This is a genomic window from Borborobacter arsenicus (genome assembly GCF_003934165.1).
GTDB classification, from domain to species: Bacteria; Pseudomonadota; Alphaproteobacteria; order Rhizobiales; family Rhizobiaceae; genus Pseudaminobacter; species Pseudaminobacter arsenicus.
The window spans coordinates 403,363-415,915 of record NZ_ML133509.1; the positions used below are offsets into that span (position 1 = coordinate 403,363).

The window sequence follows — 12,553 nt, forward strand, 5'->3', positions numbered from 1 at the left end:
CGCAGCGCACCCGGTACGCGCCGGCCGTCACAAGCGGCAGCAGACGCTCGCGCCTCAAAAAAGTGTCATCACAACACGGTGACAAGCTGCTGATCACGGCTCTCGCTCTGTTGATCGTCAGCCGGCTTACTTTTCCGCTCCTGCCGCGTCATATCCGGTGTAGCTGGTCAAGCAGCATTGGAAATTGAAGGATTGGAAGAAGACGCCATTACATGAATGGCAACCCAGGCGTAATACGTCGGCTCTCCAAGTATATCCCTAATTTTCTAATGATCGCTACCGGCATAATTTAGGAGAATACCGATGAAGAATACCGTCCTTGCTTTTACCGCTCTTATGATGACCTCGGGCATGGCTTTCGCGCAGAGTGCCGCCTATCCCGCTCATGCCGATGCCGCTCCCGCATCGGTCGTGGTCAATCAGCCCACCAGCGTCGACTATTCATCGACCGCATCCGTCACCGCGACAGTCGGTGCCACCAATTTGCAGGAGCGCGCAACGATCATCCAGCAGCGCGCCGACAATCGCTGATTGCCGGAAATTCCTTCCCTGCCCAATGACAAGGGCGGCAGGTCGTCTGCCGCCCTTGTCGATTCAAGGCCATGCCTGCCGATCTAAACCGGTTGCTCAAAGCATGATGCGATATTTCGCAAATCCATCGGCGCCCTCGCCTGCCGGCTCGATCTTCACGCTTTTGACGCTGGCAATGAACTCCTTGGCCTTCGGCCCGGTCTCAAAAATCACCGTCGTTCCCTCAAGCGGTGCAAAGGTCCAGTTGTCGTCCGCTGCCGGATTGATGGTGCCCTGATCGATGATGTAGCGCACGATCACGTCGCGATTGGTGTCCGGCGCCTGGAAGATGACCTTCGAACCATTGATCTCCGGGAAATTGCCGCCGCCGCCAGCACGGTAATTGTTGGTGGCCACCACGAATTTCGCCGCCGGATCGATCGGCTTGCCGTCGAACATCAGATCGACGATGCGGTTGGACCCGGCGTTGAGCACCGCGCCCTTCGGGTCATATTTCGGCTTCTGCGACAGGTCGATCTTGTAGCTCACCCCGTCGATCACATCGAAATTATAGGACGGGAAATCGGAGTTGATGAGCTTCTGGTCGGTCTTGCCGGCCTCCACCGCATTGAAGATGCCGACCGACATCTCCAGCCACTCCTTCACCTGCGCGCCAGTGATCGCCACCGCCTGGACCGTGTTGGGATAGAGATAAAGGTCGGCGACATTCTTGATCGCCACATCGCCCACCGGCACGTCGGTATAGTAGTCGGCGCCGCCGCGCCCGCCGGACTTGAAGGGAGCTGCGGCCGAAAGCACCGGCAAATCCTTGTACTCCGTGTCCTTCAGCATGTCCTTGATGTACCAGGTCTGCGCCTGGCTGACGATCTGCACCGACGGGTCGTCGGCAACCAGCGCGAAATAGGAATGCAGCGGCGCCGAGGTCTTGCCGACCGGCGTGCGCACATATTTCAGCGTCGCCTCGTGGTCTTCCTTCAGGGCGTCAACGATGCGCTGGTCGTCGGCCACTGTCGGCACATTGTCCTTTTCGACGCGGTTGAAGATCGGCCGGGCTTCCGAAGTCGCCGAAACCACCTTCCACTTGCTGCCGTCACGTTCGAGCAGCAGATCGATGAGGCCCATATGCGAGCCCCAGAAACCGGCCATCACCGCAGGCTTGCCCTGCAGCGTGCCGCTTTGCGTGTCCACCGCCTCCAGGTCCTGGAAATCCTTCTTGCCCGGAAACACCAGATGCTGGTGGCCGGTGAACACCGCATCGATGCCATCGACGCCGGCGAGGAAGAAGGAGGCGTTCTCCATCATGTCGCCCTGCTTGATGTCGATGCCCGAATGCGAAAGCGCTATCACGACATCGGCGCCGGCCTCCTTGATTTCCGGCACCCAGGCCTTGGCGGCCTCGACGATGTCGCGGGTGACCACATTGCCGGTCAGATGCTTGGCGTCCCACATCATGATCTGCGGCGGCACGAAGCCGATGACGCCGATCTTGATCGGATGCTCGCCGCCCGAGCCGTCCTTTATCGTCTTGTCGAGGATGATGTAGGGCTTCAGATAGAGCTTGTCGTCGCGCGGATTGGCGGCAAGCTCGGTGCCGCGCACCAGATTGGCACAGACGAAGGGGAAATTCGCACCGGCCAGCACCTTGTCGAGGAAGGACAGGCCGTAGTTGAACTCATGGTTGCCGAGCGTCGAGCAGTCATAACCGAGCAGGTTCATGCCCTTCATGACCGGATGGAGATCGCCCTCCTTCATGCCCTTTTCATAGGCGATGTAGTCGCCCATCGGGTTGCCCTGCAACAGGTCGCCATTGTCGATCAGCATGGCATTGGTGGCTTCCTTGCGCACCGCGTCGATAAGCGAAGCAGTACGCGACAGTCCCATCGTGTCGTTCGGCTTGTCGGCGTAGTAGTCATAGGGCAACACATTCACATGGATGTCTGTCGTCTCCATGATGCGCAGATGGGCCTGGTTGGCCTGTGCTCTCGCTGAAAACGGATGCAGGACCACGATAGCTCCGCTGGCCGCCGCGCCAGCCAGAAACGAGCGGCGCGACAGGGATTGAAGCATCTGGGACATTGGGACTTCTCCTGGTGGGTTGCCTTGAAAAATCGACGTCGAAACGGCAAGTCTCGCGCCGAAATTCCGGCAAGTCCAGCAGGATCGGGTGACAGGCAAATGACCGCCTCGCATGGATTACTGCGCCGGCGAAACGTCGTTTCTTGGCCGATAGTCCGCTTGCACAAATCCTAATCTGCTGTTTCATGCATTGGGCATGCATCAATTGAGGAGTGAGGATGAGCACCAAGGCACAAGACCAGCAAATGCCATGGCCCGAGGTGGCGGCATGGCGAAAGGCCGAGCGCGCAAGGCTGATCGAGGCCCGGCTGGAAATTTCCGCTGAAAAGCGCGCCGAAATGGCAGCCCGGATCATCAAGGGACTGGATGCAGCCATCGGCGACATGAAGGGGCGTCTGGTCAGCCTTTACTGGCCGTTTCGCGGCGAGCCCGATCTGCGCGGCTGGATGATTTCGATCATCGAGCGTGGCGGCGCTGTCGCCCTGCCGGTCGTGGTCGAGAAAGGCCATCCGCTGGTTTTCCGTGCCTATAAGCCCGGCGACAAGCTTGAAAAAGGCGTCTGGAACATCCCGATCCCGGCCGAAGGCGAAAGCGTGATTCCCAATGTCGTGATTTCGCCGATCGTCGGCTTCGATGCGCAAAACTACCGGCTCGGCTATGGCGGCGGATTCTTCGACCGGACCCTTGCGGCGATGCCGACAAAGGCGCTGGTCATCGGTATCGGCTATGAGATCGGCCGCATTGCGACAATCCATCCGCAAGCCCATGACATTCCGATGGACCGGATCATCACCGAGAAGTCAATCTGACGCAGGTCAGGCCAGTTCCGGCTTCATGCCCATCGCGGTGCGGTCGATGATCTCGCGCAGCGCGAAGGACGAGTTGATCTTGGTGACATGCGGCATGGCCGACAGCCATTCCTTATGGATGCGCTCATAGTCGGCAAGGTCGCGGGCGGCGATGCGCAGGATGTAATCATATTCGCCCGACATCAGATGGCACGACAGGATGTTGGGGCAGCGTTTGACGGCGGCTTCGAACTCGGTCAGCGTCTTTTCGAACTGCCCCGACAGCGAAATATGCACGATCGCCGTCATCTGGTGCCCGAGCGCGGCATTGGACAACCTTGCGTGGTAACCGCGGATGATGCCGCTTTTTTCAAGGTTATCCAGCCGGCGCGAGCAGGCCGATTGGGACAGTCCGACTTTCTCGGCCAGCGCGGCATTGGGGATACGGCCATCGCGCTGAAGCGTGTCGAGAATGGCAATATCTATCCGGTCGAGGGACATTTCGGTATTTCCTTCGAAATTTCTAGCAATTTATGCAATTAATATCGATCTCTGCAAAATTTCTCAAGTAATTTTGCAAGGACCTGCGACCCCTTGTGTGTTCTCATGGAGGGTACGGAAAAATCACGCGAGCGCGGGGAGAACTGCAATGCGTGTGGGATGTCCAAAGGAGATCAAGAATAACGAATACCGAGTCGGCCTGACACCGGGCGCAGTACGCGAATATGCCGCACATGGCCACGACGTTCTGGTTGAATCTGGTGCCGGTGCCGGAATAGGTGCAGATGACAAGGCCTATCAGGCCGCCGGCGCCACCATCATCAAGCTGGCCGAAGAGGTCTTCGCCAGAGCTGACATGATCGTCAAGGTCAAGGAACCGCAACCTGCCGAGTGGGTGCAACTGCACGAAGGCCAGATCCTTTACACTTATCTGCATCTTGCCCCGGACCCGGCACAAACCAGAGGCCTGCTGGATTCGGGCGTCACTGCGGTCGCCTATGAGACCGTGACCGACGAGCGCGGGGGCCTGCCGCTTCTTGCGCCGATGTCGGAGGTTGCCGGCCGGCTGTCGATCCAAGCCGGAGCGACGGCGCTGCAAAAGGCCAATGGCGGCCGTGGCGTCCTGCTCGGCGGCGTGCCAGGCGTCTCTCCCGGCAAGGTCACGGTCATTGGCGGCGGCGTCGTCGGCATGCATGCGGCCCGCATGGCGATAGGGCTCGGTGCGGACGTGACCATCATCGACCGCTCGCTCGCACGCCTGCGTTATCTTGACGAACTCTTCACCGACCGCATCCACACCCGCTATGCCACGACCGATGCGGTGGAGGAGGAATGCTTTACCGCCGATGTCGCCATCGGCGCCGTGCTCATTCCGGGTGCGGCGGCTCCCAAGCTGGTTTCGCGCGAAATGCTGTCTGGCATGAGGAAGGGAAGCGTTCTTGTCGATGTCGCCATCGACCAGGGCGGCTGCTTCGAGACGTCACGCCCGACCACCCATGCCGAGCCGACCTATGTTGTCGACGGCATCATCCATTACTGCGTCGCCAATATGCCGGGTGCGGTGCCGATCACATCCGCACATGCGCTGAACAATGCCACGCTGCATTACGGGCTCGAACTTGCCGACAAGGGCCTCAAGGCGCTGGAGGATGAGCCGCATCTGCGCAACGGGCTCAATGTGCACAAGGGCAGAATCACCAATCGCGCCGTGGCCGAATCCCTCGGCTATGAAATGACCGAACCGATGGCCGCGCTGGTGGCTTGATTGGCGGAACAAAAAGGGCGGCGGATCGAAACCCGCCGCCCGTTATTCAGTTTGAATTCACACCGCGTCAACGGACGGAAGGCTGGGCGTCGCCATAACGGTCATTGAAACCTATGGCATGGCTCGGCGCCTGAATGGCGGCAACGCCGGTGCGGTCGATCTGGCCGGCCGCGACGATGTTGACATTCGGAGCGGCATCGCCGTCGCGGTTGTTAAGCGCCTGCTGGCCGGTATAGCCAAGCTCCAGCGCCGAGCCGATCCGGTCCTGGACGACGTGATCCGGGTTGACGACCACCGAAGCCGGTGCAGATTCGGCCAGTGCGGCACCCGAACCCAACAAAATCGCTGCAAAAGCAAAAAGCATCTTTTTCATTTCATTTTCTCCTCGTCGCAAGTCGTGGTCCGACCTTGCGCGGACAGGCCATGCAATCCCGCTCGACGAACGCCCTGTCAGGTTCGTATCGCCGTTTGGTAGCCCTGGCTTGCCAGTTTCAATTCGTCGGATCAGGGAGGTGTCTCCGACAACAGGCAGGTAGGTACGTAATGCTTTGTCGACAAATCACGACGCTGCGACCGGATTCCCTGCCATTTCACAAATCCGTGTGCACCCGCTCGATCCGGCATTGATAGCAATTATTGCGGGCCGAACGCATGTGGACATAGGCAATCTCGGGCTGCCGCAATAATTCGCCGGCATAGTCGCCGATCATTTCCGTGCGCACGACTGCGCCACTGCCATAGACGATGCGGTCGTCATGGTCGTAACCGCGCAGGATGTAGTCGGGAGTTTCCCGAAACATCTGCGGCAGCACATCACCCTCCTCTGCCCGCTTGCATTCCTCCGCATGCAGGAAGATCGGCCCGGTTTCGGCATAGGGCTGAAGGGCGGGAAACGGCCGAAAGGCTACGATAAGATAACCGCTCCCCGCCTCGATATTTTTCAGGCAATGACGGCACGGCATTCCATCGCCGTCGGAAACGCGACGCTCGGGCATAAGCCCGTAATCGTCAACCGCTCCAGCTTGAAGCGCACGGACACGGTCGGTGGGAAGAGCAATATAGCGAAGTGACATGGCATCCTCCTCGTCATCGGGATGCCATGAAATTACGCGCCCGGTATCCGCGCGCCCACCCGTTTCCTGACGTTGGTCCTAGGGTCGCATCACGCTCGCGCTGCGTTCGGCAAAGGTCATGGTGTGGACGATTTCGTTCTTCTGGCCGACAGGTGAGAAGCCGAACTTCTGGTAAAGCGGCAATGCGGCGGGATGGTCCATGGTGCAGGTCTGCACGCTCACCCGCGCTGGCTTGTGCGACCATGCCGCCTCGATTGCAGCACCCAGGAACCAGCGGCCCAGCCCCTGCCCGATCGCATGCTCCATCATGCCGAAATAAGCGAGTTCCGCCTCGCGCGGCAGATGCGGCTTGATGTCGAAGAAGCCGGCCGGCGCACCGTCCAGATAGAGCACGCGAAGATCACGATCCGGGCGATGAAGCTCGGCGACAAGCTCCTCGTCATCGAGCCGAAGTCCGTTGACCCAGTTCCATTTCCGTCCGACCCGATCCAGCAGGTAGCGATAGAAATGCAGCGGCACCTCGCGCACCCTCATCAAGGCGATCTGCTTGTTCATTGGCAAAGGCGGATAGTGGGCAGGCGGGGTGGCCATCTCCAGGAAAGTCACCGTGACAGGAATGGATTGCCGCATGTCGTCGCGCATCGGTCAGGCCTTGCCGGTGGCAACGGGCGTATCGGCCTGCCCGCCCCACTCGGTCCATGAGCCGTCATAGAGCCGGTTGTCGATGTGGCCGACACTTTCCAATGCCAGCGTGATGGCAGCTGCCGTGACGCCGGAGCCGCATGACGTGACCACCGGCTTCGACAGGTCCAGCCCCGCATCCTGCAGCACGGAACGCAATTCCTCCACCGACAGCAGTTCACCGTCCCTGGACAAGGCAGATGACGGCACGTTCCGGGCACCCGGCATATGGCCCGAGCGCAAACCGGCACGCGGCTCCGGATCGGTTCCGGCAAAGCGGCCGGGCGAGCGGGCATCGGCGATCTGGCTTGCGCCGCGTTCCACGATCCCGCGCATGTCGGCCAGCGATGCCACCCGGCTCTTGTCGAGGCGTGCATGGAACACGCAGGGCGCGATCTTGGTCGGCTCGGCGGTCACCGGCCGGCCGGCAGCCTTCCACCGGTCGAAGCCACCATCGAGAATATAGACCTGATACATGCCCATGACGCGGAACATCCACCACACGCGCGGCGCGGAGAAAAAGCCGGGACCATCATAGACCACCACCGTATCGTCAGCCGAAATGCCCATTGAACCGACATAGCGGGCAAACACCTCAGGCGGCGGCAGCATATGCGGCAGGTCCGAATCAGGATCGACCACCTGGTCCAGATCGAAGAAGACGGCACCCGGAATATGAGTGGCATCGTATTCGGCCTGCGCATCGCGTTTTTGCGCCGGCAGATACCAAGAGGCATCGACGAGCGCCACGCCCGGCGATCCGAGCCGCTGCTGCAGCCAGTCGGCGTCGATCACGAATGGGCTCTTTTCGGGCATGTCCATCTCCAACTCAGGATATGTCTAGACTCATGCATAGACCCGCAGCGAGGTCAGGAAAAGTCCGTTCGCCGCCGCGCTCCATATTGGCGCCGAACGCTTCGCCGGAATGTGGCAGGAGCCTCGCATCTCCACCGCTTTTTTAACGCCCTATACCTTGCATTGCGCAGCCCCAGTCACCACGTCGGGAAAGTTGCGGCGGCGGCAGCAGGATTCGAGTGACGAGGGACCATATGATTACGCGGATTTGGCGCAGCTACACCACCCCTGACAAAGCGGACGCATATGAACATCTCATGGATACGCTGATGTTTCCCGCAATCGAGGGGCTGCGGCTTCCCGGCTACAAGAACATGGAGCTGCTGCGCCGGATCGAGGCCGACGAGGTTGAATTCATCTGGGTGATGAATTTCGACACGGAAAAGAACCTTGCGCCGCTGAAGGCGGAAGCAGCCGATCCGGTATCGGTGCCGCGCGCCGCCCAGCAGCTTCTGACAAGGTGGGACGAGCGCGCCAGCTTCTACGAAACCCGACGCAGCCGGCCTTAAGCCGGCAGCGGCCCGAAACGGATGCGGAAGCGGCGGTTCTCGCGTCCCTTCTTCTCGATCTTGCCGATATGGATTTCACCGACCTCGCCGGTGCTGCGGACATGGGTGCCACCACAGGGCTGGCTGTCGATTTGCGCATCGTCGCCGATGCAGACCAGCCTGATCTGGCCCGTCCCGACCGGCGGGCGCACATTCTTGGATTTGACCAGGCCCGGATTGGCGGCCAGTTCCGCCTCGGTGATCAGGCGCGTGAACACCGGATGATCGGCCCTGACGAGTTCCATCAGCCGCTCGGTCACGTCTTCCTTGGTTATTCCGGCATCGGGCAGGTCGAAATCGACCCGCGAATCATCCTCGCTCACCGAAGCGCCGGTGATTGGATAGGGACAGACGACGCTCAGCAGATGGCAGGCGGTATGCATGCGCATCAGGAGGTGGCGGCGCTGCCAGTCGATGGCAAGCGCGACCTCCTCGCCGATTTCCGGCACCGTCTGGCCGGGTGCCGGAATATGGATGATCTCGTTCTTGGTCTCGCCTGTGATGGTGGAAGCTATGGAGATTTTGCTGTTGTCGTCCCGTGTCAGGATGCCGGTATCGCCCGGCTGCCCGCCTGAAGTCGCGTAGAAAATCGTGCGATCGAGCAGGATGCCGCCACGCTCATTGATGGCTGAGACAACCGCTTTCGTTTCCGCGAGATAGGCATCATCGCGGAAGACAGCCTGGGTTGAAAATGCCATTTACCCCACCGCCTCGAACGGAACCTCGATCTGCGGGGTCGTGTCCATCCAGCCGGGAACGGGCAAGCCCTTCTCACGCAGGAATTCCGGGTCGAACATTTTCGACTGATAGCGCGTGCCATAGTCGCAAAGGATGGTCACGATGGTGTGGCCGGGGCCAAGATCGCGCGCCAGCCTGATCGCCCCGGCGATATTGATGCCGGTCGAGCCGCCAAGGCACAGCCCCTCCTCCTGGATCAGGTCGAATATGATCGGAAGCGCCTCGGCATCGGGAATCTGGTAGGAAAAGTCCGGCGTGAAGCCTTCCAGATTGGCGGTGATACGCCCCTGTCCGATGCCCTCGGTGATCGAACTGCCCTCGGCTTTCAACTCGCCGCTGGTGTAGAAGCTGTAGAGTGCGGCGCCAAGCGGATCGGCCAGCGCGATCTTGACGTTGCTTTTCCTGCTTTTCAGCCCGATCGCCACGCCGGCCAGCGTGCCGCCGGTGCCGACAGCCGAGACGAAGCCATCGACCTTGCCGTCGGTCTGCGCCCAGATTTCTTCCGCCGTGGTGCGGATATGGCCGTCGCGATTGGCGATATTGTCGAACTGATTGGCCCAGATCGCGCCATTCGGCTCGCTTTTGGCAAGTTTTTCTGCCAAACGGCCCGATATTTTCACATAATTGTTCGGATTTTTGTAGGGAACTGCAGGAACTTCGATCAATTCCGCCCCCAAAACGCGCAAAGCATCCTTCTTTTCCTGGCTCTGCGTGTCGGGAATCACGATCACGGTGCGGTATCCGAGCGCCTTGGCAACCACCGTCAGGCCGATGCCGGTGTTGCCGGCCGTCCCCTCCACGATCACCCCGCCCGGCCGCAGCAAGCCTTTTTCCTCCGCATCGCGGATGATGAAAAGGCCGGCACGATCCTTGACCGATTGGCCGGGATTCATGAATTCCGCCTTGCCGAGGATTTCGCAACCGGTTTCCTCGGAAGCGCGCCGAAGCCGGATCAGCGGCGTGTTGCCGATAGCGTCTATCACCGAACGGTGCATGGGATTTTCCTTTCTGCTGTGCGGGTGACACTAAAAACCGAGCCGGGCGCTTTCAAGGTAGGAAATTGCTTGGTCCAGACGTAATCCGGACAGGATTGGCCGGCATTTGCAGGCCAATGGCTTCGATTTTCAGCCAGGATCGAAGCCATGCGATATCCTTCGCATCCGCAAATCCTGTCTCTGCCCTTCCCATAGACGATAGAGAACGATAGTTACGTTCAAGTTCAGATGAGCCATTAGAGATCAAGAGCCACTATATGACTGGACTTTACCGGGCCAATCCGAAAGACGGCGTGGCCTGGATCACTGGTGCCAGTACCGGCATCGGCCGCGCCCTCGCACGCGAGCTTGCAAGTGAAGGCTATACCGTTGCCGTGACCTCGCGCGACGAGGAGCGCCTTGCCACACTTGTCGAAGAAACTGCCGGAATGCGCGGAAAGATCATATCTTTCCCCTGCGACGTCACCGATCAGTCCGGTATGGAGGCGATGGCTGCCCGAATCGAGCGGGAAGCCGGCAAGATCGTCCTTTGCGTATTGAATGCCGGAAGCTATTTTCCCACGCGCGGCGAGCGGCTGGATGCCCTCAATATCCTGAAGACCTTCGAGATCAACCTCTATGGCGTCCTCTATGGCCTGATTCCCGTTGTCGACCGCATGCGCCTGCGCGGGCATGGCCATGTCGTGCTGGTGGGCTCTGCTTCGTCCTATTTCGGCTGGCCTTCGGCTGCCGCCTATGGCGCTTCCAAGGCAGCGCTGAACAATATGGCCGAAGCACTGAAGCATGATTTCGACAAGATGAATATCCGCCTGCAGATCATCAATCCGGGCTTTGTCGATACCCCGCTCACCGAGCGCAACCGGCTTACAGCGCCGGCGATGATCTCGGCCACCGACGCATCCAAGCGCATGGTGCGCGCCTTTCGCACCGGCGGTTTTGAGACGAGCTTCCCCTTGCGCTTCACCCTGCTGATGAAACTGCTGCGGGTCCTGCCCTTTTCCATCCGCTACGCGTTCGTCCACAAGGCGACCGGATGGAAGAAAAAACCGATGGCGGCCTGCCGGCGCTCGCGCATCGAGCGGCAGATGTAAAAGCCTCTCGCCTCGACTCAGGTGGCGAGGTCCCGGTGGGGCTTGGCGTCGCGGGCAAGCAGATAGATAAGCAAGGCAATGCCCAGGGCGGCTGCGTAGAAGGTGAACAGCGCACCATAGGCGGCATCCTCGCCATTCGGCGCCAGATTCGCGGTCACCACGCTTCCGGTGGCGAATTGCATCAGGCCCACCCCGCCGACGGAGAAGAAATTCATCAGGGTGACGCCACGGCCGGTCAGATGCGCCGGCAGGAAGGCGCGTGCATGCGCCATCAGCAGCCCATAGCTTCCGCCCGAAATGCCGATCAGCACGAGCAGCACCGTCGCGCCGGTTATCGTCGTGAGTGGATTGACAGCCAGGTAGGAGATCGAAGCCAGGCTCACGAGCGTGCCCGCCACCGCCACCCATTTGCGCGTGCGGAAGATCTGGTCGAGCGGCCCATAGACGAATGCTCCCGCCACCATCGACAAGGCCATGAAGAAGGTGACGTCACCGATCAGGATCGTATCGGCATGGTACACATCGGCCAGATAAGGGCCTGCCCACAGGCCGCGAATACCCGCCGATGGGGCGTAGGCAATGGCCGTCAACGGTATGATCGGCCACAGCTTGCGCATGGAAAGGAGCTCGATATAGCCCGAAAAGCCTGAGCGTCCTGTCTGCTCGCTAGCGGACTGCTTTGGGTCGCGCACCAGCACCAGCGCGGCTACTGCCGTCAACACGGTCAGCACGCCGAGCCCCACCATCACCGGGCGCCACCCGAATGCCTCCGAAGCGTTGGCCAGCGGTGATGCGCCGATGACATTGCCGGCAGTTCCGAAGGCCACCATCCACGATGCCAGCACCGCAAAGCGCGCCGGCAGATAGATGCGTGCGAAGATGAACAGCGCGGCCATCAGCACCGGCGCGCAGCCGATGCCGATCAATCCCATCGCGACCGTCACCATCCAGGGTTTCGTCGCCACGGCAAACAGGAACGCGCCGCCGCCGCCGCACACACCCAGAAGCACACCGGCCGTCCGGCGGGGGCCGAAACGATCGAGCGAGACGCCGATGGCGAACTGCGACAAGGCAAAGCAAAGGAAAAACGCGCCGGATGCTTCCGAAAGATCGGCCTTGCTCGCGCCCAGCTCGGCCGTAAGCACCGGGGTCAGGACCGCAAGGAACGACCGATAGAATTGCGAAAGCACATAGCCGATTGCGAGCGCGGCGATACCGGACAAATCACGTCCCCTACAGCGGCACAGGCACCGCCTTGCCACACAACGCCGATCAGAATCAATTCCGACGGCCATGCGGCGTTTCAGCTTTTACGATGCCGCGCGTCGAGTTGACACACGGCACCACAGCCGCCCTAGCGCATCGTTTCGCTCTCTACAATTAGCCCATAGTCACTTGCCAAATGGGCCAAT

At 60.4% G+C, this 12,553-nt stretch carries 14 protein-coding genes; 5 read left to right on the plus strand and 9 right to left on the minus strand.

The genetic code is table 11. The features are described from left to right. The first annotated feature begins 303 nt into the window (after nt 1–303). Complete coding sequence (locus EET67_RS03480; RefSeq protein WP_128624824.1) at nt 304–531, plus strand: hypothetical protein; 228 nt, start codon at nt 304–306, stop codon at nt 529–531. Between the two features lie 96 nt (nt 532–627). Here the strand turns inward: EET67_RS03480 and EET67_RS03485 are convergent, their stop codons facing one another. Then, nucleotides 628–2,607: a bifunctional 2',3'-cyclic-nucleotide 2'-phosphodiesterase/3'-nucleotidase gene (locus tag EET67_RS03485; RefSeq protein ID WP_128624825.1), complete on the minus strand. Its 1,980-nt coding sequence runs from the start codon at nt 2,605–2,607 to the stop codon at nt 628–630. A 218-nt stretch (nt 2,608–2,825) separates the two neighbouring features. On the opposite strand from EET67_RS03485, the gene EET67_RS03490 reads away from it, so the two are divergent. Further along, on the plus strand, nt 2,826–3,416 hold the full coding sequence (locus EET67_RS03490) for a 5-formyltetrahydrofolate cyclo-ligase (protein WP_128624826.1): 591 nt from the start codon (nt 2,826–2,828) through the stop codon (nt 3,414–3,416). 6 nt (nt 3,417–3,422) lie between these two features. Here EET67_RS03490 and EET67_RS03495 read toward each other — a convergent pair whose 3' ends face one another. Then, nucleotides 3,423–3,896: an Lrp/AsnC family transcriptional regulator gene (locus tag EET67_RS03495; RefSeq protein ID WP_128624827.1), complete on the minus strand. Its 474-nt coding sequence runs from the start codon at nt 3,894–3,896 to the stop codon at nt 3,423–3,425. Nucleotides 3,897–4,044: 148 nt separating this feature from the next. Here EET67_RS03495 and ald point away from each other — a divergent pair, with 148 nt between their 5' ends. Then, entirely contained in the window at nt 4,045–5,160 is a 1,116-nt protein-coding gene (gene ald / locus EET67_RS03500) for an alanine dehydrogenase (protein ID WP_128624828.1), read from the plus strand. Nucleotides 5,161–5,227: 67 nt separating this feature from the next. On the opposite strand, the gene EET67_RS03505 is transcribed toward ald, so the two are convergent. The 4 genes from EET67_RS03505 to sseA all read right to left on the minus strand — a co-directional run bounded on the left by EET67_RS03505 (nt 5,228) and on the right by sseA (nt 7,730). Beyond that, entirely contained in the window at nt 5,228–5,533 is a 306-nt protein-coding gene (locus EET67_RS03505; RefSeq protein ID WP_128624829.1) for a hypothetical protein, read from the minus strand. 217 nt (nt 5,534–5,750) lie between these two features. Then, nucleotides 5,751–6,233 (minus strand): DUF1203 domain-containing protein, encoded by a 483-nt coding sequence (locus EET67_RS03510; protein WP_128624830.1) that lies wholly within the window; start codon nt 6,231–6,233, stop codon nt 5,751–5,753. Between the two features lie 78 nt (nt 6,234–6,311). Then, a complete protein-coding gene (locus EET67_RS03515) occupies nt 6,312–6,875 on the minus strand; it encodes a GNAT family N-acetyltransferase (protein ID WP_128624831.1) in 564 nt (187 codons plus the stop codon). Between the two features lie 3 nt (nt 6,876–6,878). Next, complete coding sequence (gene sseA, locus EET67_RS03520) at nt 6,879–7,730, minus strand: 3-mercaptopyruvate sulfurtransferase (protein WP_128624832.1); 852 nt, start codon at nt 7,728–7,730, stop codon at nt 6,879–6,881. Nucleotides 7,731–7,963: 233 nt separating this feature from the next. Between sseA and EET67_RS03525 the strand changes: the two genes are divergently transcribed. Continuing rightward, the gene (locus EET67_RS03525) at nt 7,964–8,278 is read left to right on the plus strand and encodes an antibiotic biosynthesis monooxygenase (protein ID WP_128624833.1); all 315 of its coding nucleotides are present in this window, start codon (nt 7,964–7,966) and stop codon (nt 8,276–8,278) included. Here EET67_RS03525 and EET67_RS03530 read toward each other — a convergent pair. Continuing rightward, nucleotides 8,275–9,015, minus strand: a complete 741-nt coding sequence (locus tag EET67_RS03530) for an alanyl-tRNA editing protein (protein ID WP_128624834.1) — start codon at nt 9,013–9,015, stop codon at nt 8,275–8,277. The two genes, EET67_RS03525 and EET67_RS03530, sit on opposite strands and share 4 nt — an antisense overlap. Continuing rightward, nucleotides 9,016–10,050, minus strand: a complete 1,035-nt coding sequence (locus EET67_RS03535) for a cysteine synthase A (RefSeq protein ID WP_128624835.1) — start codon at nt 10,048–10,050, stop codon at nt 9,016–9,018. It abuts the gene before it with no gap. Between the two features lie 257 nt (nt 10,051–10,307). On the opposite strand from EET67_RS03535, the gene EET67_RS03540 reads away from it, so the two are divergent. Further along, nucleotides 10,308–11,141, plus strand: a complete 834-nt coding sequence (locus tag EET67_RS03540) for an SDR family NAD(P)-dependent oxidoreductase (RefSeq protein ID WP_165899780.1) — start codon at nt 10,308–10,310, stop codon at nt 11,139–11,141. A gap of 17 nt (nt 11,142–11,158) precedes the next feature. Here the strand turns inward: EET67_RS03540 and EET67_RS03545 are convergent, their stop codons facing one another. After that, the gene (locus EET67_RS03545; RefSeq protein ID WP_128624836.1) at nt 11,159–12,364 is read right to left on the minus strand and encodes an MFS transporter; all 1,206 of its coding nucleotides are present in this window, start codon (nt 12,362–12,364) and stop codon (nt 11,159–11,161) included. Nucleotides 12,365–12,553 lie beyond the last annotated feature (189 nt).